This is a genomic window from Hydrogenophaga pseudoflava NBRC 102511, assembly GCF_001592285.1.
GTDB lineage: Bacteria > Pseudomonadota > Gammaproteobacteria > Burkholderiales > Burkholderiaceae_C > Hydrogenophaga > Hydrogenophaga pseudoflava.
The window spans coordinates 54,466-74,629 of record NZ_BCWQ01000004.1; the positions used below are offsets into that span (position 1 = coordinate 54,466).

Annotated in this window: 18 protein-coding genes; 13 read left to right on the forward strand and 5 right to left on the reverse strand. The window is 63.4% G+C overall.

The window, feature by feature from the left end:
• The first annotated feature begins 6 nt into the window (after positions 1-6).
• Positions 7-1,761 carry a sensor domain-containing diguanylate cyclase gene (locus tag HPS01S_RS06470; RefSeq protein ID WP_165961748.1) on the forward strand — a complete coding sequence of 585 codons (1,755 nt, stop codon included), beginning with the start codon at positions 7-9 and terminating at the stop codon, positions 1,759-1,761.
• Positions 1,762-1,782: 21 nt separating this feature from the next.
• Here the strand turns inward: HPS01S_RS06470 and HPS01S_RS06475 are convergent, their stop codons facing one another.
• Together HPS01S_RS06475 and metK are read right to left on the reverse strand one after the other, a co-directional pair.
• Complete coding sequence (locus HPS01S_RS06475) at positions 1,783-3,861, reverse strand: PAS domain-containing sensor histidine kinase (protein ID WP_084397126.1); 2,079 nt, start codon at positions 3,859-3,861, stop codon at positions 1,783-1,785.
• A gap of 165 nt (positions 3,862-4,026) precedes the next feature.
• Positions 4,027-5,205, reverse strand: a complete 1,179-nt coding sequence (gene metK / locus HPS01S_RS06480) for a methionine adenosyltransferase (RefSeq protein WP_066152748.1) — start codon at positions 5,203-5,205, stop codon at positions 4,027-4,029.
• Between the two features lie 139 nt (positions 5,206-5,344).
• Here metK and HPS01S_RS06485 point away from each other — a divergent pair, with 139 nt between their 5' ends.
• Both HPS01S_RS06485 and HPS01S_RS06490 read left to right on the forward strand, forming a co-directional pair.
• Positions 5,345-6,220, forward strand: a complete 876-nt coding sequence (locus HPS01S_RS06485; protein WP_066152750.1) for a lysophospholipid acyltransferase family protein — start codon at positions 5,345-5,347, stop codon at positions 6,218-6,220.
• Positions 6,217-7,131: a lysophospholipid acyltransferase family protein gene (locus HPS01S_RS06490; RefSeq protein ID WP_084397128.1), complete on the forward strand. Its 915-nt coding sequence runs from the start codon at positions 6,217-6,219 to the stop codon at positions 7,129-7,131. Before HPS01S_RS06485 ends, HPS01S_RS06490 begins: the two co-directional genes overlap by 4 nt.
• On the opposite strand, the gene yihA is transcribed toward HPS01S_RS06490, so the two are convergent.
• Positions 7,122-7,850, reverse strand: coding sequence for a ribosome biogenesis GTP-binding protein YihA/YsxC (yihA, locus tag HPS01S_RS06495; RefSeq protein WP_066152755.1), 729 nt, complete (start codon positions 7,848-7,850; stop codon positions 7,122-7,124). The two genes, HPS01S_RS06490 and yihA, sit on opposite strands and share 10 nt — an antisense overlap.
• Before the next feature lie 103 nt (positions 7,851-7,953).
• Here yihA and HPS01S_RS06500 point away from each other — a divergent pair, with 103 nt between their 5' ends.
• The 5 genes from HPS01S_RS06500 to msrQ all read left to right on the forward strand — a co-directional run bounded on the left by HPS01S_RS06500 (position 7,954) and on the right by msrQ (position 13,941).
• Complete coding sequence (locus HPS01S_RS06500; protein ID WP_066152759.1) at positions 7,954-8,568, forward strand: c-type cytochrome; 615 nt, start codon at positions 7,954-7,956, stop codon at positions 8,566-8,568.
• A 166-nt stretch (positions 8,569-8,734) separates the two neighbouring features.
• Positions 8,735-10,876, forward strand: coding sequence for a cytochrome c biogenesis protein ResB (locus tag HPS01S_RS06505; protein ID WP_066153406.1), 2,142 nt, complete (start codon positions 8,735-8,737; stop codon positions 10,874-10,876).
• Positions 10,873-12,237, forward strand: a complete 1,365-nt coding sequence (gene ccsB, locus HPS01S_RS06510) for a c-type cytochrome biogenesis protein CcsB (protein WP_066152762.1) — start codon at positions 10,873-10,875, stop codon at positions 12,235-12,237. The genes HPS01S_RS06505 and ccsB overlap by 4 nt, the downstream gene beginning before the upstream one ends.
• A gap of 61 nt (positions 12,238-12,298) precedes the next feature.
• Positions 12,299-13,303: a protein-methionine-sulfoxide reductase catalytic subunit MsrP gene (gene msrP, locus HPS01S_RS06515; protein WP_066152764.1), complete on the forward strand. Its 1,005-nt coding sequence runs from the start codon at positions 12,299-12,301 to the stop codon at positions 13,301-13,303.
• A complete protein-coding gene (msrQ, locus tag HPS01S_RS06520) occupies positions 13,303-13,941 on the forward strand; it encodes a protein-methionine-sulfoxide reductase heme-binding subunit MsrQ (protein WP_066152767.1) in 639 nt (212 codons plus the stop codon). The genes msrP and msrQ overlap by 1 nt, the downstream gene beginning before the upstream one ends.
• Here msrQ and lptM read toward each other — a convergent pair.
• Positions 13,922-14,152 (reverse strand): LPS translocon maturation chaperone LptM, encoded by a 231-nt coding sequence (lptM, locus tag HPS01S_RS22460; RefSeq protein ID WP_084397130.1) that lies wholly within the window; start codon positions 14,150-14,152, stop codon positions 13,922-13,924. The genes msrQ and lptM overlap by 20 nt on opposite strands.
• Positions 14,153-14,167: 15 nt before the next feature.
• On the opposite strand from lptM, the gene cyaY reads away from it, so the two are divergent.
• Positions 14,168-14,497 (forward strand): iron donor protein CyaY, encoded by a 330-nt coding sequence (gene cyaY / locus HPS01S_RS06525; protein ID WP_066152769.1) that lies wholly within the window; start codon positions 14,168-14,170, stop codon positions 14,495-14,497.
• Here cyaY and HPS01S_RS06530 read toward each other — a convergent pair.
• Entirely contained in the window at positions 14,487-16,907 is a 2,421-nt protein-coding gene (locus HPS01S_RS06530) for a penicillin-binding protein 1A (RefSeq protein ID WP_066152772.1), read from the reverse strand. The genes cyaY and HPS01S_RS06530 overlap by 11 nt on opposite strands.
• Before the next feature lie 270 nt (positions 16,908-17,177).
• On the opposite strand from HPS01S_RS06530, the gene HPS01S_RS06535 reads away from it, so the two are divergent.
• From HPS01S_RS06535 to HPS01S_RS06550, 4 genes are read left to right on the forward strand one after another with little or no spacing between them, the layout of a single operon-like run.
• Positions 17,178-18,257: a pilus assembly protein PilM gene (locus HPS01S_RS06535; RefSeq protein WP_066152775.1), complete on the forward strand. Its 1,080-nt coding sequence runs from the start codon at positions 17,178-17,180 to the stop codon at positions 18,255-18,257.
• The gene (locus HPS01S_RS06540; RefSeq protein WP_066152778.1) at positions 18,254-18,895 is read left to right on the forward strand and encodes a PilN domain-containing protein; all 642 of its coding nucleotides are present in this window, start codon (positions 18,254-18,256) and stop codon (positions 18,893-18,895) included. The genes HPS01S_RS06535 and HPS01S_RS06540 overlap by 4 nt, the downstream gene beginning before the upstream one ends.
• A gap of 13 nt (positions 18,896-18,908) precedes the next feature.
• The gene (locus HPS01S_RS06545; protein ID WP_066152781.1) at positions 18,909-19,613 is read left to right on the forward strand and encodes a type IV pilus inner membrane component PilO; all 705 of its coding nucleotides are present in this window, start codon (positions 18,909-18,911) and stop codon (positions 19,611-19,613) included.
• Positions 19,610-20,164 (forward strand): pilus assembly protein PilP, encoded by a 555-nt coding sequence (locus HPS01S_RS06550; RefSeq protein WP_066152784.1) that lies wholly within the window; start codon positions 19,610-19,612, stop codon positions 20,162-20,164. The genes HPS01S_RS06545 and HPS01S_RS06550 overlap by 4 nt, the downstream gene beginning before the upstream one ends.

A 20,164-nucleotide genomic window follows, 5' to 3' on the forward strand; every position in this document is an offset into this window, starting at 1 on the left:
CCGGGCATGCCGTCCAGCGCCACTGCCCGCCTCCGCTCCAGCTTCCATGCCTGTTGGCGCATGGTGTTGCTGGGACTGCTGGCGCTGGCCGCGCTGCTGCCCCTGACGGCCCGGGCCGACAAGGTGCCGGGCGAGGGCGACATCACCCTGTCCACGCGGTTCTGGATCGACTCCTCCGGCAGCGCCACGGTGGACCAGGTCGCCGCCGAGTCCCCGGGCACCTGGGAGGCGATGGACCACTACCGGTCCTTCGAGCTCGGTTCGTCGGCGCTGTGGGTCCGCATCGAGCCTGGCCAGCTGGACTCCCGGCGGCGCTGGTACCTGATGCTGACCGCGGCCGCCTTCACCAACGATGCCCGCCTCTACACCCGCGGGGCGGACGGTGGATGGACCGAGCAGCGTGCGGGCGACCACCTGCCGGTGGCCCAGTGGAGCCACCCCGACCAGACGCCGGTGTTTTCGGTCGATCCCCTGCTCACCGAACCACTGTGGCTGCGGCTGGCCAACGCGCCGGCGCCCACCAGCCCTCGGCTGCAGCTGCTGACCGAAGAGAACCTGCAGTCCAAGCGCTACACCACCTTCCTGTTCATCGGCGGCTACCTCGGGTTCGGGCTGCTGGTGCTGTTCCTGGGCTGGGTCCACGTCCGGCTCTATGGTGACCGGGCCTTTGTCGCCTACTGTTTCTACGTGGCGTCCATGCTGGGCTTCCAGGCCTCGTTCACTGGTATCGGGGGGCTGTTCTTCTGGCCCCACTGGGCCGTGTGGAACGATCTGGCGCCGTCGTTCTTCATGCTCTGGCTCACCGGCTCGGGCATCTGGTTCGTGCGCGAGGCCTGTGCGGTGCCACGCCATTCCCGGGGTGTCGACCGCTTCGTGGTGGCCTGGTCGCTGTTCGGCGTGGTCTATTCCCTGGTCTACGCGGCCCTGCTGTCGCCGCTGGCATTCAAGCTGCTCAACCTCTACGGCCTGCTGTCGGTGGTGCTGAGCATTGCGCTCTGCCTCTGGACCTGGCGCCGGGGCGAAACCTACGCCGGCTGGCTCTTCCTGGGCTTCCTGCCGGTCCACCTGGGGTACCCGTTCCCGGCGCTGCGCAGTGCCGGCGTGCTGCCCGACAGCCTGGCGACACAGTACGGGGTGCTGATCGGCTCGGCGATCGAGATCCCTCTGCTGCTGTACATCCTGCACCGGCGGGCCAAGGACTTCAGCGAGAACCGGGCGCGGCTGCGGGCGATGGAGAGCACCGACCCGCTGACGGGGCTGACGATCGCGCCGGTGCTGCGCCTGCGCCTGCGCGACGCGCTCAAGCGGGCGCGCCGTTCGGGGCATCGCTGCGGTGTGATGCTGGTGGAGCTGTCCAACCATGCGGACATCGTGGCGCGCGAAGGGCGCGAGGCCGGTGACCGGGCGCTGGTGGTGGCGGCGTCGCGCCTGAGCGGCGTGGTGCGCGACGTGGACACGGTGTGCCGCATCTCGGACACCCGCTTCGCCATGCTGATCGAAGGTCCGCAGAAGCCCGAGCTGCTCAAGCTGCTGGGCCAGCACGTGGTGGCCAAGGGGCTGGAGAAGGTGCCCAACCTGCCCGTCGAACTGCCGCTGCGCTTCCGCCTGGTCTCCAGCACCCCGCCGGACGACAAGGATTCGCTGGAGGATGCACTCAGCGACGAACGCCTGCTGGCGCGCCTGAACCGGGCGCTGGACCGCCTCTCCGACGATCCGCGCAAGGTGGTGTTGCACCTCTCTCAGCCGCCGCTGCAGGTCTGAGCCCGGCGGCGGGCCGGTTGCTCAGACCGTCAGGTCGGCCATCGACGACTTCGGAAAGTCCATCTCCGGCTCGGGTCCCTCGAACGGCAGCGTGAAGTAGAAGGTGCAGCCCTCGCCGGGCGCGCTTTCGGCCCAGATGCGGCCGCCGTGGCGCTCGATGATGCGCTGCGACAGGGCCAGGCCGGTGCCCGTGCCCTCGAAGTCCATCGAGTGGTGCTGGCGCTGGAACATCACGAACAGGTTGTGCGCCTTTTCCAGGTCGAAGCCGACGCCGTTGTCGTGCACGTAGAAGGTGCGGCCACCCACGGGGTTGATCTTCCAGCCGATCTCGATGTGGGCCTTCTCGCGCGGCCGCGTGTACTTGACCGAGTTGTTCAGCAGGTTGCCGAAGGCCTGGGCCAGCAGCATGGCGTCACCGCGCACCACAGGCAGGTCGTCCTCGACCACCCATTCGATGGTCCGGCCCTGGCTCTCCTGTTTCAAGTGCGAGATCAGCCCCTCCAGCAGCGGTGCCAGCGGCACCGGCTGTGCCTCGATGGCCACGCGGCCGAGGCGGGCGTATTCCAGCAGGCCTTCGATCATGAGGCTCATGCGCTTGCTGGCCTTGTTGATCGAGTTGAGGTACTGCTGCGCGATCGGGTCGTTGACCTCGCCCAGCTGCTCCTGCAGCAGGGTGACAAAGCTGCTGATGTGGCGCAGCGGCGCGCGCAGGTCGTGCGAGACCATGTGCGAGAACACGTCCAGGTCCTTGTTGGCCGCCACCAGCTGCTGGGTGCGTTCGGCCACGCGCTTTTCCAGTTCCTTGTTGAGGTCGTTCATCACGTCCTCCAGGCTCTTGGCGGCGGTCATGTCGCGGGTGATGCAGGACAGCCCCTGCAGCTCGCCCGCCTCGTTGCGCAGCGCGGTCAGCACCGTGTGCGCCCAGAAGCGCGAGCCGTCGTCGCGCAGGCGCCAGCCGCGGGTTTCCCACTGGCCATGGGCCGTGGCCAGGCGCAGCACCTGCGCCGGGTCGACCTCGTCCTCACCGGCGTTGTCCACCGCCAGCAGCCGCAGGTAGGGTTTGCCGATCATCTGGGTGCGGGTGAAACCGTGCAGGCGCTGGGCGCTTTCCGTCCATTCGGTGACGGCGCCGGACTCGTCGACGAAGTAGATGCAGTGGTCCTGGATGGCGTCGACCATCAGGCGGTAGCGCTGCTCGCTCTGGAACAGCTCGGCGGTGCGTTCGCGCACGCGCTCTTCGAGGTCGCGGTTGGCCTCCAGCACGAACTCCTCGGTGCGGCGGCGATCGGTGATGTCGTGCAGCTCGATGAAGATGCCTTCGACAGTGCCCAGCTGGAAGTCGGGGATGTAGTGGATTTCGTAGAAGCTGCGCGATCCGTCGGCTTCGGTGCGCTCGGACTCGAAGGTCTGCTTCTGGCCGTTGAGGGCGTCGGCCACGTGCGGCAGGATGTCCGGCAACTGCTCGGGGTCCACCAGCTGGCTGAGGTGCGCGCCCACCATTTCTCCGACCAGCCGGCCGCTGCGCGCCGCATGCGCGGTGTTGGCAAAGCGGCAGATCAGGTCCTTGTCGTAGTAGGCCAGGTGCGTCGGGATGCGGTCGGTGATGCTGCGCAGGAAGGCGTCGTGCGCCGCCAGCCGCTGCTCGGCGGCCTTGCGCTCGCTGATGTCGGTGATCGTGGTGTTGCTGTAGAGGAAGCGGCCCTGCTCATCGACCACCGCGGTCGAGGAGCACAGGGCGTGGAAGCGGGAACCGTCCTTGCGGCGAATCTCAAGTTCCAGCGGATCGGTGCGGCCTGTATCGATCAGGTTCTGCATGCGGACACGCATGAGCGCCACCCACTCCGGCTCCAGCAGCGATGCCAGGTCGCGATGCTGGTCGATCAGGTCTTCGCGCTCGTAGCCGAGCCAGTCCAGCAAGGTGCGGTTGAGGTTGACGAAACGCAGGTCGGCATCCAGCGACAAGTAGCCGCAGGGGGCCTGGTCATACAGTGACTGGGCGCGCTCCAGGGCGATCTTGAGCTCCTGCGTGCGCAAAGCCACCAGTCGTTCAAGTTCGGGACTGGCGTTGTCGGTCCGATCCGGGCAGACAGGGGGTTCCATGGTTCCAGGCTCCAGGTCGTGGCGTTGCAATAGGCATGGGTTGCCGTTCAGCCCGTATCGGCGGCCAAACGGAAAACTTCAGGCATTGTGGACCTGTGACCCGCTGCTTGGAACCATAAAAAAGCCCCGCGATGCGGGGCTTTTGTCCAGAGGAAGGCAAAGGACTTACAGACCGGCGGCAGCGCGCAGCGCCTCCACCTTGTCGGTGCGTTCCCAGCTGAACTCCGGTTCCTCGCGGCCGAAGTGGCCGTAGGCGGCGGTCTTCTCGTAGATCGGGCGCAGCAGGTCCAGCATCTGGATGATGCCCTTCGGACGCAGGTCGAACACCTCGGCCACGATGGCGCTGAGCTTCTCGTCGCTGATCTTGCCGGTGCCTTCGGTGTACACCGTGATGTTCATCGGCTTGGCCACACCAATGGCGTAGGCCACCTGCACCTGGCACTGGCGCGCCAGGCCGGCGGCGACCACGTTCTTGGCCACATAGCGCGCGGCGTAGGCGGCGGAACGGTCGACTTTGGACGGGTCCTTGCCCGAGAAGGCGCCGCCACCGTGCGGGCAGGCTCCGCCGTAGGTGTCGACGATGATCTTGCGACCCGTCAGACCGCAGTCGCCCTGCGGGCCGCCAACGACGAAACGGCCGGTCGGGTTGATCAGGTAGCGGGTGTTCTGCAGCCATTCCTTGGGCAGTACCGGCTTGATGATCTCTTCGATGATGGCCTCGTTGAACTCGGGCTTCATCTGGTTGCCCAGGCTCCACTCGGGCGCGTGCTGGCTGGACAGCACCACGGTGTCGATGCTGTGCGGCTTGCCGTCCACGTAGCGCATGGTGACCTGGCTCTTGGCGTCCGGGCGCAGGAAGGGCAGGCGGCCGTCCTTGCGCAGCTGGGCCTGGCGCTCGACCAGGCGGTGCGCATAGTAGATCGGCGCGGGCATCAGCTCTGGCGTCTCGTCGCAGGCGTAGCCGAACATCAGGCCCTGGTCGCCCGCACCGGTGTTGAGGTGGTCGTCGCTGGCGTGGTCCACACCCTGGGCGATGTCGTTGGACTGCTTGTCGTAGCAGACCATGACCGCGCAGCCCTTGTAGTCGATGCCGTATTCGGTGTTGTCGTAGCCGATGCGCTTGATGGTGTCGCGCGCCACCTGGATGTAGTCGACATGGGCGTTGGTGGTGATTTCACCGGCCAGCACCACGAGGCCCGTGTTGCACAGCGTCTCGGCGGCCACGCGCGAGCGCGGGTCCTGCTTGAAGATCGCGTCGAGGATGGCGTCCGAGATCTGGTCGGCAACCTTGTCGGGGTGGCCTTCGGAGACGGATTCGGACGTGAAGAGGAAGTCGTTCGCCATATAAACTCCAGAGTGTTTGAACCGGCGTTGCCGGTCTTTCTGGGTTCGGCGAACGCTTTAGCGGCATTTGTGAATCGCCCCGCAATTAGTTCAATAACTCGGCGATGGGCGGATTTTACGCCCATCCGGTTCTAAAGCTTTGTATCCACTTCTGTTCCGGTTTCTGTCGCGCCTGCCGCTTCCGCTGCTGCATGGCCTTGGCTGGCTGTTGGGCTGGCTGAGCTTTGCCTTGTCCGGTCGCTACCGGCGCACGCTGTTCAGCCACGCCGAGCAGGCCGGTTTTCCCCGTTCGGTGGCGCTCGCGTCGGTGGCCGAGGCTGGCAAGATGGTCACCGAGCTGCCGCGCCTGTGGCTGGGCGCTCCTGTGCATCTGGAGTGGGAAGGCCGTGAGCTCATCGAGCAGGCCATCGCCGAGGGCAATGGCGTCCTGTTCCTGACGCCGCACCTGGGGTGCTTCGAAGTCACCGCGCAGTTGTTCGCCCAGCATTTTGGCGACCGCATGCCGGTGACGGTGCTGTACCGGCCGGCGCGCCAGCCCTGGCTGCGCGAGATCATGGAGCAGGCGCGCAGCCGGCCCGGCCTGCTGACCGCTCCGACCACGCTCGCGGGGGTCAAGCAGCTGATCAAGGCGCTCAAGCAACGCCAAGGGGTGGGGCTCTTGCCCGACCAGGTGCCGCCCGAAGGGCAAGGGGTCTGGGCACCTTTCTTCGGCCGTGACGCCTACACCATGACCCTCTCGGCCCGGCTGGCGCTGACGGCGGGGGCCCGCGTGTTGCTCATCTGGGGCGAACGCCTGTCTTGGGGGCGTGGCTACCGGGTGCGCCTGCGGCCCTTCCGCCCGGAAGCGGGTGGACAGCTGTCGTCCGACCCGCAGGAAGCGGCGCACCAGATCAATCTCGCCATGGAGTCCCTGGTGCGGGAGTGTCCGGCCCAGTACCTGTGGTCGTACGAACGCTACAAGGCGCCGTCAGGCGTCAGCCATGCGGCACGGCTGGAGGCAGAGCGCACCTCATGACGGCCTCCACAACACCTTCGCGCGGCCCTTTGCTGAAAACCTTGCTGAGCCTGGCGGTGCTGGGCATGTTGCGCATCACCCGGCATCTGCCGCTGTCCTGGCTGCGGGCTCTGGGTGCGGTGCTGGGCTGGTTGCTGTATGCCCTGGTCGGCCGTCGCCGCCGCATCGCAGAAATCAACCTTGCGCTCTGTTTCCCGCAACATGACGCTGCCCAGCGCCGGCGCATGGTGCGCCAACATTTCGTGCTGTTTGCCCAGGCCTGGTTGGACCGGGGCTGGCTGTGGGAGGGGAGCGCAGAGCAGGTCCGCAGCCGCCTGCGCCTGCGTGGTGCGGTGCACGAGCTGCAGAGCACGGCCCCGACGCTGCTGTTTGCGCCGCATTTTGTCGGCATGGACGCGGGCTGGATCGGGCTGACGGCCCATGTGGAGCGGCGCTTCTGTGGCTTGTATGCACGCCAGCGCAACCCGGTGATGGACCAGTGGATGGCCGAAGGCCGGCGCCGCTTCGGCGAGCCGCACATCGTGGCCAAGAGTGCGGGGCTAAAAGCCCTGGTGAGCGCGTTGCGGGCCGGGGAGCCGCTGTACCTGCTGCCCGACATGGACTACGGGCCTCGCGATTCTGTGTTCGTGCCGTTTTATGGGGTGACGGCGGCGACGATTCCCTCGCTCTCGCGCTTTGCGCGCATGGGCGGTGCTCGCGTGCTGCCCATCCTGAGCCGCCTGACGCCGGAGGGCTACGACATCACGGTGCTGCCACCCTGGCAGGACTTTCCGACCGAGGACGTGGTGGCCGACACCGCGCGCATGAACCGGCTGCTGCAGGAGTGGATCGACGAAACACCCGAGCAGTACTACTGGGTGCACAAGCGCTTCAAGACCCGACCGGCGGGTGAAGCCTCGTTCTATCGCTGAGCGTCGTCGGAGTCATCGGCGCCTTCGTCCGCAGCCGGGGGCGCGGCGGGCGCTTCATGGGCCCAGTTCCAGAGCAGCAGCGCGACTTCGTCCAGGCCCTGCTTTTTGAGCGCCGAGAACAGCCGGACCTCGCCGCCGCCAGCCTGCAGCTTCGCGATCGACAGCGCCTTGTTGGCTTCCGCCCGGTTGAGCTTGTCGGCCTTGGTCAGCAACACCAGAAACTTCAGACCGTCCTCGACGCGAGGGCGGATGATCTCCAGCAGGGCCTCGTCCAGCTCGGTCAGTCCCAGGCGCGGGTCGCACAGCAGCACCACCGCACGCAGGTTTTCCCGCGTGACGAGGTAGTTGGCCATCACGCGCTGCCAGCGCAGCTTGGCTTCCTTGGGCACAGCGGCGTAGCCATAGCCCGGAAGATCGGCCAGCACCGCATCGGTGACGCCCTGCTTGCCCAGTGCGAACAGGTTGATGCTCTGCGTGCGGCCCGGCGTCTTGGATGCGAAAGCCAGGCGCTTTTGCTGGGTCAGCGTGTTGATCGAAGTCGACTTGCCGGCGTTGGAGCGGCCGACGAAGGCGATTTCCGGCAGATCCAGGGCCGGCAGATGCTCCAGCTGTGGCGCGGTGGTCAGGAATCGCGCCGTGTGCAGCCAGCTGTGTGCGATCTTGGGGTCCGGGCGTGTGGGGCGCGGGGCGGTGGAGGAGGTGGTGGGGGTGTGGGTCATCAGGGGTATTACCAATGGGCCATTGTAAAATCCCCTGGTTGTCTTCTGTTTCCCTGCGAATTCCAATCAACCCGACGCCGTCCCTGCGACGACAGCCCCAGACATGAAATTGCCTGCATCACTTCTTTGCGCCGCCGCAGCGGCCGTCCTGTCGTTCAGCGCTCATGCTCAGACCGCCAAGCCCGACCTTGCCAAGGGCGCTGCCCTGTACGGCCAGGTGTGCGTCGCCTGTCACGCGGCCGATGGCAACTCGACCACGCCCGCCAACCCCAAGATCGCCCGCCAGCATCCCGAGTACCTGGTCAAGCAGCTGCAGGAGTTCAAGTCGGGCAAGCGCGACAACGCGGTGATGAAGGGGTTTGCTTCTGCCCTGTCCGATGAGGACATGCGCAACATCGCCTACTGGCTGGCCGACCAGAAGGCGACCACCGGGTTCGCCACTGAAAAGGACCTGGTCCGCGCCGGTGAACGCATCTACCGCGGCGGCATCCCCGACCGCCAGATCGCCGCCTGTGCCGGCTGCCACGGCCCCACCGGGTCCGGCATCCCCGCTCAGTACCCGCGCCTGTCGGGTCAGCACGCCGAGTACACCCGCACCCAGCTCAACGCGTTCCGCGCTGGTGCCCGCAACAACAACGCCCAGATGACCGGCGTCGCTGCCAAGATGAACGACATGGAAATCAAGGCCGTGTCGGATTACATCGCCGGCCTGCGTTGACAGGAACACCCCCGAGGTCTCGGGGGTGATATAAGCGACCAATAATATTTGGCGAGAAAATGCGGATGCGATTGCATGCCGGTTGAACCGCCAGCCCACTGACGACTCACAACAGGGTGTGTTCTGGCTGTTCCGGAACCGCCCTGTTTCTGTTTTCGACGCCTTCATGACCGCTTCCACCCAAGGTTTCCAGCTCCGATCCGGTTCCCGTGTGCTCGGCAACATGGTGGAGCTGCTGTCGTCGATGCGGTTCGCGATCTCGCTGCTGACGGTCATCTGCATCGCTTCGGTGATTGGCACCGTGGTCAAGCAGCACGAACCGCTGAACAACTATGTCAACCAGTTCGGTCCGTTCTGGGCCGAGGTGTTTGGCAAGGCCGGTCTGTTCACGGTCTACAGCGTCTGGTGGTTCCTGCTGATCCTGGCGTTTCTGGTGATCAGCACCTCCCTGTGCATCTTTCGCAACACTCCCAAGATCTTTGCCGACTTCAAGGCCTTCAAGGAGAACATCCGCGAGCAGAGCCTGAAGTCCTTTCCGCACCGGGCGGAGAGCACGCTGGCCGAACCGCCGGAAGCGGCTGCGCACCGGGTTGGTCAGACGCTGCTGGCTTCCGGGTGGCGGGTGAAGTTGCAGTCGCGCGCGCTGTCGGAAGGGCTGGGCTGGATGGTCGCCGCCAAGAAGGGTGTGGCCAACAAGATCGGCTATCTGGCCGCGCACAGCGCCATTGTCCTGGTGTGCATCGGCGGCCTGCTGGACGGTGACTTGATCGTCCGTGCCCAGATGTGGTTCAACGGCAAGAGCTCGTTCAGTGGCGGCGGCATGATCGCCGACGTGCCCGCACAGCACCGCCTCTCGCCGTCCAACCCGACCTTCCGGGGCAACCTGCTGGTGACCGAAGGTACGAGTTCGTCCACCGCCATCCTCAGCCAGTCCGACGGTGTGCTGCTGCAGGATCTCCCGTTCTCGGTCGAGCTCAAGAAGTTCATCGTCGAGTACTACGACACCGGCATGCCCAAGCTGTTTGCCAGCGACATCGTGATCCACGACCACGAGACCGGTGAGAAGAAACCCGCGCGTGTCGAGGTCAACCACCCGGCCAGTCACCGCGGCATCAACATCTACCAGTCCAGTTTTGACGACGGTGGATCGAAGGTGAGTCTGCAGGCCTACCCGATGGGGGCGGTGGTCGCTCCGTTCGAGATTTCGGGTGTGATCGGCGGTTCGTCCTCGCTCACCAATGGCGACAGCAGACTGACCCTGGAATACACCGGGCTTCGGGTCATCAACGTCGAGAACTTCAGCCAGGATGACAGCGCTGCCACCGATGTGCGAAAGGTCGACCTGCGCGAGTCGATCGAGAGCCGGCTGGGTTCGGGCCACAAGACGGTCACTGAAAAGAAGCTGCGCAACGTCGGTCCCAGCATCACCTACAAGCTGCGCGACGCGGCTGGTCAGGCGGTCGAGTTCCACAACTACATGCTGCCGATGGAGCTGGACGGCGCCCGGGTCTATCTGATGGGCGCCCGCGAAACCCCGTCCGAGCCGATGCGCTATTTGCGCGTTCCGGTGGATGACAAGGACGGCATCGAAGGCTTTGTGCGCCTGCGCTCGGCGCTGGCCGATCCGGCGATGCGGGCCCAGGCGGTCAAGCGATATGCTGCGCTGGCTGTCGAGCCCGACAAGCCAGAGCTCAGCCAGGCGCTGGAGGCTTCGGCGCAACGGGCCATCAGCCTGTTTTCCGGTGCCGAGAAGTTGCCGCCTGCCAAGGACATGCCCCCCGGGACGGACGCCGAGATCCGTGGCGGCCTCCCGGCGGTTTCTGCATTCCTTGAATCCAATGTGCCCGAGGCCGAGCGCGAACGCGCCAGCGAGGTGCTGGTGCGCATCCTCAACGGCACGCTGTTCGAGCTGGCCCAGCTGGGCCGTGAGAAGGCGGGCCTGGCGCCGTTGCCCCGGGACGACGCCACCCAACAGTTCATGTCGCGCGCGGTGCTGAGCTTGAGCGACAGCTTCTACTACCCGGCGCCGATGACCTTCCAGCTCAAGGATTTCCAGCATGTGCAGGCCAGCGTGTTCCAGGTGGCCCGTGCACCCGGCCAGACCATCGTCTACCTGGGCTGCGTGTTGCTGATCCTCGGCGTGTTTGCGATGCTGTATGTGCGTGAACGGCGCGTCTGGATCTGGCTCGCACCGCGTGCGGATGGCCACAGCCAGGCGTCCATGGCCCTGTCGTCCAACCGCAAGACGATGGAGTCGGACCAGGAGTTCGACCAGTTGAAGACCCAATTGCTGAAGGTGAATGCATGAACACCGCAACCCAGACCTTTGAACTGAAGAACAACCGGCAGGGCACGGGCCTTGGTCCGGGTTTTCTGGCGAGCCGCACGGCGTGGGACTGGCTGTTCGCCGCCCTGGTGATCGGTGGCGCCGCCTGGGCTTTTGTGCGCTACGACGCCGCGATGGACATCTACGAAAAGTGGATCCTGGTGGGGGCCGCCCCGGTGCTGATCTGGCTGGGCTGGTTCTGGCGCCCGATGAGCCGGCTGATGGCGGTGGTTGCGGCCCTGTCCTTGCTGGCGATCTGGCTGTACTTGCCGCCCGAGGGAGGTGCCGCCGTGCTGGCGCGCGCCGACACGGTGTTCCTGCTGAAGTACTTCATCTCCAGCCAGTCGGCGATCCTGTGGATGAGCATGCTGTTCTTCATGAGCACGGCGTTCTACTGGGTGGGCATGTTCTCGCGCGACGGCAGCACTTTCGAGACTCTGGGCTCGCGCCTGGCCTGGGTGGCGGTGACGCTGGCCCTGGTCGGCACCATGGTGCGCTGGTTCGAGAGCCACCAGATTGGCCCGGACATCGGTCACATCCCGGTCAGCAACCTCTACGAGGTGTTTGTGCTGTTCTGCTGGATGACCGCAGCCTTTTATCTGTACTACGAAGACCAGTACAAGACGCGCGCGATGGGCGCCTTCGTGATGCTGGTGGTCAGTGCCGCGGTCGGTTTCCTGCTCTGGTACACGGTGGTGCGCGAAGCCCACCAGATCCAGCCCCTCGTTCCGGCGCTCAAGAGCTGGTGGATGAAACTGCATGTGCCGGCCAACTTCATCGGCTACGGCACCTTCGCGATTTCGGCCATGCTGGCCTTTGCCTACCTGATCAAGCAGAGCGCCAGCGAAACCCGCTGGTACAAGCTGGCACCGCTGTTCATCCTCGGCGTGGTGCTGTGTTTTGAACCCATCGTGTTCCGCCAGGGGGCGACCGAGAAGGGCGGCAGCTACTGGTTCATCTATTTCGGCGTTTCGGCCCTGATCGTCGGTGGCATTCTGGCGGTGCGTGGTCGCATTGCAGCGCGCCTGCCCAGCTTCGAGGTGCTGGACGACGTGATGTACAAGGCGATCGCAGTCGGCTTCGCCTTCTTCACCATCGCCACGGTGCTTGGCGCCTTCTGGGCCGCCGAGGCCTGGGGTGGTTATTGGAGCTGGGACCCCAAGGAAACCTGGGCCCTGATCGTCTGGCTGAACTACGCGGCGTGGCTGCACATGCGCCTGATGAAGGGCCTGCGCGGCACGGTCGCGGCCTGGTGGGCCCTGGTCGGCCTGGCCGTGACGACGTTCGCGTTCCTGGGTGTGAACATGTTCCTGTCGGGGCTTCACAGCTACGGCGAACTCTGATTGCCGAACTTGTAAGAAACTGGCGGCTCCCACGACGGATGTCCATCCTCAGGAGCACGCCATGATCATCCGGTCCACCGACAACGGTTTCCAGCACCCCCTTTCCAGCGAGATCACGCCACGCGACGCATACCTTGGGCGCCGTGAATGGATGCGGCGCATGGCGCTCGGTGCCGGCGGCGCAGCCCTCGCTGCGTGGGCATCGCGCGATGCGCTCGCGCAGGCGGCGGTGACTCGGCCCGGCAAGCTGCTGCCTCTGCCGTCGGTGCGGTCCACGGTGGCGGGTGCCCAAGCCCCCGACAAGCTAACCAGCTACGAGCACGCGAGCACCTACAACAATTTTTACGAGTTCGGCACAGACAAATCCGACCCTGCGGCGTATGCAAAGACGCTGAAACCACGGCCCTGGACGGTGTCGGTCGAGGGGCTGGTCAACAAACCGCGGACGTTCGGTATCGACGATCTGATGAAGCTGTCACCGATGGAGGAGCGTGTCTACCGTCTGCGCTGCGTCGAGGGCTGGTCGATGGTGATTCCCTGGGTGGGCTTTTCGCTGGCCGAGCTGATCCGCCAGGTGGAGCCCCAAGGCAGCGCCAAGTACGTCGAGTTCGTGACCTTGGCCGATCGCAACACGATGCCCGGAGTCACCTCGAATGTGCTGCTCTGGCCCTATGTGGAGGGCCTGCGCATGGACGAGGCCCGCCACCTGCTGACCCTGCTGGCCTTTGGCATGTATGGCGAGGTGTTGCCGAATCAGAACGGCGCGCCGGTGCGGTTGGTCGTGCCGTGGAAATACGGTTTCAAGAGCGGCAAGTCGCTGGTGAAGATCCGGTTCGTGGAAAAAGAGCCGAAGACGGCTTGGAACATTGCCGCGCCGCAGGAGTACGGCTTCTATTCGAACGTGAACCCCGACGTGCCGCACCCCCGCTGGAGCCAGGCCACCGAACGCCGCATCGGCGATGAGGGGGGTCTCCTGGCCAAACGACGGAAGACCGAGCGTTTCAACGGCTATGAAGCGCAGGTCGGCTCGATGTACGCGGGCATGGACCTCAAGAAGTTCTACTGATGCGCTGGCTGGGCCATCCGGCGGTCAAGCCGGTGGTGTTTGTGTTGTGGCTGTTGCCTGCGGCATGGCTGGTGTGGGCGGCTTTCAATGACCGGCTCGGTGCCAATCCGGCCGAGGCTCTGATCCGTTCGCTGGGCGACTGGAGCCTGCGCGCGCTGGTGCTGGTGTTGCTGGTCACACCGCTGCGCGTGGGGATGGGCTGGCCACAACTGGCACGGTTGCGCCGCATGCTGGGTCTGTTCGTGTTCTTCTACGCCAGCCTGCATTGGCTGGCCTATGCCTGGTTCGACATGGGCTTCGTGTGGCGGGACATCGTGGCCGACGTGCCCAAGCGACCCTTCATCCTGGTCGGGACACTGGGCTGGTTGCTGTTGCTGGTGCTGGCGGCCACGTCGTTCAACCGGGCCATCCGCTGGCTTGGTGCTGCCCGCTGGCAAGCCCTGCACCGCTCGGTCTATGCCGTCGCCGCACTGGCGGTGCTTCACTTCTTCTGGATGAGGGCTGGCAAGCAGGACTTTGCGGAGGTCGCGGTGTACGCAGCCATTCTTGGCGGCCTGCTGGGATGGCGTCTGTGGCGCTGGCTCAAGCGCCCCATGCGAAACGGCGCGGTGGGAATGGTCAGCGCGCGGGATCGGTAGCGGGTTCGGCTGGTTGGGCCGGGGCCGCATTGTTGGCGGGATTCGTGGGAGCTGGTTTTGCCGGAGTCGATGCGGATGCCTTCGGGGCAGGCATGTAGAGCGGGCCCTTTTGGCCGCAGCCCGTGATTGCTGTCGACGCGACCAGCAAGGCCACCGCAGACCAGGCACTGCAACGGAACATACGGCCACCTACAATGGTTTTGTTCGACATAGTGGTGGCATTGTAATGACCGATTCCGAGTACATGGACCTGGCCGAAGCGCTCCTCAAGGCTGTGGAGCGCGGCTGTGACCGCATCAACGATGAGAGCGATGCCGATCTGGACAACCAGCGGGTGGGCGGCATGGTCACACTCACGTTTTCCAACCGCAGCCAGATCATCATCAACCTGCAGAAGCCGCTGCATGAAGTCTGGATGGCGGCGCGCGCGGGCGGCTTCCACTACCGGTGGGATGGGGCCCAGTGGATGGACACCAAAGGACATGGCGAGTTCTTCGACCACCTGTCGCGCTGCGCCAGCGAACAGGCGGGGCAACCGCTGAGCTTCAGTTCCTGAACAGGTCCAGGATGCTGCGCCGGTCCTCCCCTTCCGCGGGCGGCTTGCCGGCATCTCCGGTGTCCTGATCGCCGGAAGCGGGGTCTCCGGCCGACGGCGATCCTGGCCAGGGATCGTTCAATCCCAATCCGCGCACGCCACGGCCTGGTCCGTATTCTTCGTAGTACCACTCGTTGCCAACGTGAATCACCCCGGGAGGGGCTTCCACCTCAGCCACCGGCACACCCTTGAGTGCCTCTGACATGTAGGAAATCCAGATTGGCAGGCTGAGGCCACCACCGGTTTCGCGGCTGCCAAGGTTGCGTGGCGTGTCGTAGCCGACCCAGGCGGCCGCCACCACGGTTGGCTGGTAGCCGACGAACCAGGCATCCATCGAATCGTTGGTGGTGCCAGTCTTTCCATACAGGTCGGGGCGCTTGAGCACCGCCTGAGCACGCGCTGCCGTGCCCGAGCGGGTGATCTCCTGCAGCAGATTACTCATGACAAAGGCGTTGCGCGGCTCGATGGCTCGCTGGGATTCGGCCGGAGCCTCGGGTTGGCTTTCGTACAGCACCCGCCCCTTGTGCTCGACCACCTTGGTGATCAGCGAGGGCGTCACCCGATAGCCGCCATTGGCGAACACGGCGTATCCGGCTGCCATCTGCATGGGGGTGACGGCTCCGGCTCCCAGGGCCATGGTGAGATACGGCGGGTGCTTGTCGGCCTCGAAGCCAAAGCGGGTCACCCATTCCTGGGCGCTTTGTGTGCCCACGAGCTGCAGCACACGGATGGACACCATGTTCTTGGAGCGTGCCAGCGCACGCCGGACCGACATCGGTCCTTCAAACTGACCGTCGTAGTTCTTGGGTTCCCAGGGTTTGCCGCCGGTCTCGGCTGCGGAATAGAACAGCGGTGCGTCGTTCACGACGGTCGCTGGCGTCACCCCCTTCTCCAGGGCCGCCGAATACACGAATGGCTTGAAGCTGGAGCCCGGTTGGCGCCAGGCCTGTGTCACGTGGTTGAACTTGTTTTTCTGGAAATCGAAGCCACCCACCAAGGCCCGAATCGCTCCGTTGCGAGGGTCCAGCGCCACAAACGCAGACTCGACTTCGGGCAACTGGGAAATCCGCCAGGAGTTGTTCGACCCCTTGACCACTCGAATGACCGCCCCGGGTCGGATACGGATATTCGGCGCGGCGCGCTCGCTCAGGCCCGACGCGGCGGGGCGCAAACCCTCTCCCGTGATTTCAAAGGGGTCACCGTCCTGCCGGATGGCCACCACCTTGCGCGGACTGGCGGACAGCACCACGGCTGACAGCAGGTCATCGTTGTCAGGGCGCTCGTTGAGAGCATCGTCGATTGCATCCGCCTGCGCGGCTTTGTCTTCGGGAAGGTTGATGAACTGTTCTGGGCCCCGGTACGCCTGGCGACGCTCGTAGTCCAGGATGCCCTGGCGCAATGCCCGATAGGCCGCCTCCTGTTCGTTGGCCTTCAGGCTGGTAGTGACCACCAGACCTCGGGTATAGGCCTCTTCCCCGTATTGCTGCACCATGGCCTGGCGGACCATCTCGGCCACGTATTCGGCATGGACCTTCAGCTGGACGTGCATCGGGCGAAGCTTGAGCTCCTCAGCCTTGGCCTGCTGCGCCTCGTCGGCCGTGATGAAGCCGTTTTCCAGCATCCGGTCAATGATGTAGAGCTGCCGGGTGCGGGCCCGCTTCGGATTGCTGATCGGGTTGTAGGCAGATGGTGCCTTGGGCAGGCCAGCCAGCATGGCCGCTTCGGCAATGGTGACATCCTTGAGCTGCTTGCCGAAATAGGTTTGCGCGGCGGTGGAAAACCCGTAAGCGCGCTGGCCCAAGAAAATTTGGTTCATGTAGATCTCGAGGATCTGCTCCTTGGTCAGCAGGTGCTCCAACTTGAACGTCAGCAACACCTCGTAGATCTTGCGGGTGTAGCTTTTTTCTGCCGAGAGGTAGACGTTGCGGGCCACCTGCATCGTGATGGTGGAAGCGCCTTGGCTTTTGGCCTGTCCCAGATTGGCAAGAGCTGCCCTGAGCATGCCTCGGTAGTCAACCCCGCTGTGCTCGAAAAACCGGGAGTCTTCGATGGCCAGCACCGCGTTCTTCATAACATCCGGAATGTCCTTGATGGACAGCAGATTGCGACGCTCCTCTCCGAACTCCCCGATCAGCTGGCCATCGGCGGTGAGCACGCGCAGCGGCAACTTCGGGCGGTAGTCGGCCAGGTCGGCCACGTCCGGGAGATTGGGATAGGCCACCGCCAGCGCCAATCCGACGCCCATCAGCAATGCCAGCGTTGAAGCGACCGCAAGCCCCGCGAGGGTGGCCAGCGCCGTGCCAATCCATCGAAGCACGAGGGGCGCACCGGTCGGATGTTCTGGTCGTGATGCGTCGGTTTCTTGGGCCATGCGTGGGGTTGAAAGCTGGGGTGGGACATCAAAACTCAGGCCCCTGAGTGACGACCCGGAACACTGGCCCCATATTGTCGGCGGTCAGGGCTTGCCGCGGTCCTGGGGGGGTGTTGCCCGGTCTGCCCCTGTCTTTTTGCGTATGCTTTTGACAACGTTTCTGTTTGTGCCAAACATGTAAATTCTTTGCTGCACAAAGGGCTTGCTGCTAGCATTGAAGTGATTTCTTAAGTCCGGCGCCCTCTGGCGCCACCATTTCTGGGGGCCACCTTGATCTCATTGGGGTCGTTTTTCAGCCGGGATCCGGCGCCGCTGCTGGGCATTGATGTGAGCTCGTCGAGCGTCAAGCTGGTTGAACTGGGCCGCAACCGCTCGGGAGATCTGGTTCTGGAGCGGTGTGCCATCGAGCCGCTTGAGCGGGGTTGGATCACCGATGGCAACATCGAGAAATTTGACGAGGTGGCGGAGGCGGTTCGTCGGGTGGTTCGCAAGAGCGGCAGCAAGACAAAAAACGTCGCCATGGCTTTGCCGGCATCGGCCGTCATCACCAAGAAGATTGTTCTTCCTGGAGGCCTGTCGGACAAGGAACTGGAGGCGCAGGTTGAGTCCGAAGCCAACCAGTACATTCCGTTTTCACTTGACGAAGTGAGCTTGGACTTCTGTGTGATTGGTCCTAGTGCCAATTCCGTTGGGGATGCCGAGGTGCTGATTGCTGCATCTCGCAAGGAAAAGGTGTCTGATCGCCAAGGTCTCGCTGAAGCAGCGGGGCTGAAGCCGGTGATCATGGATGTGGAACCCTTTGCCTCTCGAATGGCCGCGGGGCGCGTGATCGAGACACTTCCCAATCAAGGCGTCGACTCGCTGGTGGCGTTGTTTGAAGTGGGAGCGATGACCACGAGCATGCAGGTGATGCGCAATGATGATGTTCTGTACGAGCGGGACCAGGCATTTGGTGGTGCACAGCTGACGCAGCTGATCGTTCGGCAGTACGGGTTTTCTGCTGACGAGGCGGAGGCGAAAAAGCGCTCGGGGGATTTGCCGGACGACTACCGATCTGCCGTTTTGGAGCCGTTTATTGAGAGCATGGCCCAGGAGGTTGGCAGGGCACTCCAGTTTTTCTTTACCAGCACGCCGCACAACAAGGTTGATCACATCCTGCTGGCTGGTGGAAGCGCCGCACTGCCCGGATTGACCGAAGCAGTTACCCATCAGACCTCCTTTGCGTGCATGGTGATAAATCCGTTTGATGGCATGGAAATGGCGTCCTCGGTCCAAGCAAGAAAGATCGCCAGGGAGGCTCCCTCCTATCTCACCTCCACCGGTCTGGCCTTGCGGAGGTTTCATCAATGATTCTCATCAACTTGCTACCGCACCGTGAAGCAACACGGAAGCGGCGGAAAGAGCAGTTTTTCACCCAATTGGGCTTGTCTGCTCTGCTTGGGGGCATCATTTGTGGGGCTGTGTACACTTGGTACCAGGGACGCATTGCCGATCAGCAGGCTCGTAACTCATTTTTGAAGCAGGAAACCGCACGCCTTGACGCGGAAATCAAGGATATTGCGACTTTGCAAGCCCAGATCGCCTCGCTTCGCGCCCGACAGACAGCAGTTGAAGATCTTCAAGCGGACCGTAACATGCCGGTTCATCTGCTGGAAGAGTTGGTTGGCGAGTTGCCTGATGGCATTTATTTGCGAAGCATGAAGCAAGAGAGTCAGAGTGTATTGCTGACGGGGACGGCGCAATCACAGGAGCGGGTATCCGATTTCCTCCGAAGTCTTTCAACCAAGACCAAATGGTTGATCAAGCCGGAGCTTGTTGAAATCGTTGCGGCCAATGCCTCTGTATCCAGCAAAGAGCAGCGCAGGGTGTCCAATTTCACCATCCGCGCCATGCTGAATCGCCCGTCCAGTACCTCCAAGGCGCCTGAATCGACTGTGGTGAAACCGTCCAAACCGGCCGCGCGTTCTGCTGCCTCGAGCAAAGTCTGAAGGGTTCTCCAAAATGGCAAAACCCTCCAAAATCTCGCTTGACCTCAAATCGGTCCAGGAAAAGCTGCGTGCTCAGTTCTCTGGCTTGGATCCCAACGATCCGTCTCAATGGCCAGCGCTGCCGAGGAATCTGCTCTTCATTGTGGTTTGTGTGGCGGTCATTGTCGCGCTCTGGTTTACTTGGCTCAAGACGGTTGATGAAGAGCTTCTGACCGAACAGGCCCGCGAACAGACGCTTCGTGATGACTATCGAAAGAAGCTGGTACAGGCCGTCAATCTGGATGCATTGAAGAAGCAGCTTGAGCAGGTGCAGCAATATGTTGCGCAACTGGAGAAACAGCTTCCGAGCAAGGCCGAAATGGATGCGCTGCTGTCCGATATCAACCAGGCGGGTTTGGGACGAAGTCTTCAGTTTGAGCTGTTCCGCCCCGGCCAGGTTTCTGTCAAGGAGTACTACGCAGAGTTACCGATCACTGTCAGGGTCACTGGTGGTTATCACGACATCGGACTCTTTGCAGCGGATATTGCCAATTTGTCCCGCATCGTGACACTGAACAACTTGGCGATTGTTCCAGTGAAAGACAGGGATGGCTTTTTGACTCTGGACTGTGTAGCCAAGACTTTCAGGTACCTTGATCCGGAGGAAGTCGCTATGCAACAAAAAGCGACCCCGGGGAAGAAGCCTGCGGGTAAGAAGGCGACTGGGGCGGCCAAATGAATATTAGATACTTCGCCGGAGGGTGCTTGATTTTGGCGTTGACATTGGGAGTTGCGGGCTGTGCTGACTCTGATCAGGAGGAGTTGAGTGCATGGATGCAGCGTGAACGAAATTCCATAAAGCCAGATGTCAAGCCGATTCCCGAGCCGACCAAATTTGAGCCGTACGCTTATGGTGGTGAGCGCTTTGTTGAGCCTTTCAGCAATGAAAAACTCGCCAGTATCCTGAAAAGCGGGCAGGCATTGCCTTCTGGGCAATCCGCTCTTATTGAGCCGGAACTCAACCGGAGGAAGCAGCCGCTTGAGGCGTTTCCTCTTGATACCATGAAGATGGTCGGCAGCTTGAATCGAAGCGGTCAACTTGTGGGGCTTTTGAAGGTCGGTGCTCTGTTGTATCAGGTAACTCCGGGGAGTTATCTGGGTCAAAACTACGGACGCATCCTGAAGATTGAAGAGAACCAGATCGTTTTGCGCGAAATCGTGCAGGACGCGGCCGGCGAGTGGATTGAGCGACCTGCGGCATTGCAGTTACAAGAGGAATCGACCAAATGA

What these genes read in the sequence shown, in the direction of transcription:
- HPS01S_RS06540 (WP_066152778.1), top strand. Translation starts at nt 18,254, where the DNA reads ATGATTCTCATCAACTTGCTACCGCACCGTGAAGCAACACGGAAGCGG.
- HPS01S_RS06550 (WP_066152784.1), top strand. Translation starts at nt 19,610, where the DNA reads ATGAATATTAGATACTTCGCCGGAGGGTGCTTGATTTTGGCGTTGACA.
- HPS01S_RS06545 (WP_066152781.1), top strand. Translation starts at nt 18,909, where the DNA reads ATGGCAAAACCCTCCAAAATCTCGCTTGACCTCAAATCGGTCCAGGAA.
- HPS01S_RS06505 (WP_066153406.1), top strand. Translation starts at nt 8,735, where the DNA reads ATGACCGCTTCCACCCAAGGTTTCCAGCTCCGATCCGGTTCCCGTGTG.
- HPS01S_RS06475 (WP_084397126.1), bottom strand. Translation starts at nt 3,861, where the DNA reads ATGGAACCCCCTGTCTGCCCGGATCGGACCGACAACGCCAGTCCCGAA.
- metK (WP_066152748.1), bottom strand. Translation starts at nt 5,205, where the DNA reads ATGGCGAACGACTTCCTCTTCACGTCCGAATCCGTCTCCGAAGGCCAC.
- HPS01S_RS06500 (WP_066152759.1), top strand. Translation starts at nt 7,954, where the DNA reads ATGAAATTGCCTGCATCACTTCTTTGCGCCGCCGCAGCGGCCGTCCTG.
- msrQ (WP_066152767.1), top strand. Translation starts at nt 13,303, where the DNA reads ATGCGCTGGCTGGGCCATCCGGCGGTCAAGCCGGTGGTGTTTGTGTTG.
- lptM (WP_084397130.1), bottom strand. Translation starts at nt 14,152, where the DNA reads ATGTCGAACAAAACCATTGTAGGTGGCCGTATGTTCCGTTGCAGTGCC.
- HPS01S_RS06490 (WP_084397128.1), top strand. Translation starts at nt 6,217, where the DNA reads ATGACGGCCTCCACAACACCTTCGCGCGGCCCTTTGCTGAAAACCTTG.
- ccsB (WP_066152762.1), top strand. Translation starts at nt 10,873, where the DNA reads ATGAACACCGCAACCCAGACCTTTGAACTGAAGAACAACCGGCAGGGC.
- cyaY (WP_066152769.1), top strand. Translation starts at nt 14,168, where the DNA reads ATGACCGATTCCGAGTACATGGACCTGGCCGAAGCGCTCCTCAAGGCT.
- yihA (WP_066152755.1), bottom strand. Translation starts at nt 7,850, where the DNA reads ATGACCCACACCCCCACCACCTCCTCCACCGCCCCGCGCCCCACACGC.
- msrP (WP_066152764.1), top strand. Translation starts at nt 12,299, where the DNA reads ATGATCATCCGGTCCACCGACAACGGTTTCCAGCACCCCCTTTCCAGC.
- HPS01S_RS06470 (WP_165961748.1), top strand. Translation starts at nt 7, where the DNA reads ATGCCGTCCAGCGCCACTGCCCGCCTCCGCTCCAGCTTCCATGCCTGT.
- HPS01S_RS06530 (WP_066152772.1), bottom strand. Translation starts at nt 16,907, where the DNA reads ATGGCCCAAGAAACCGACGCATCACGACCAGAACATCCGACCGGTGCG.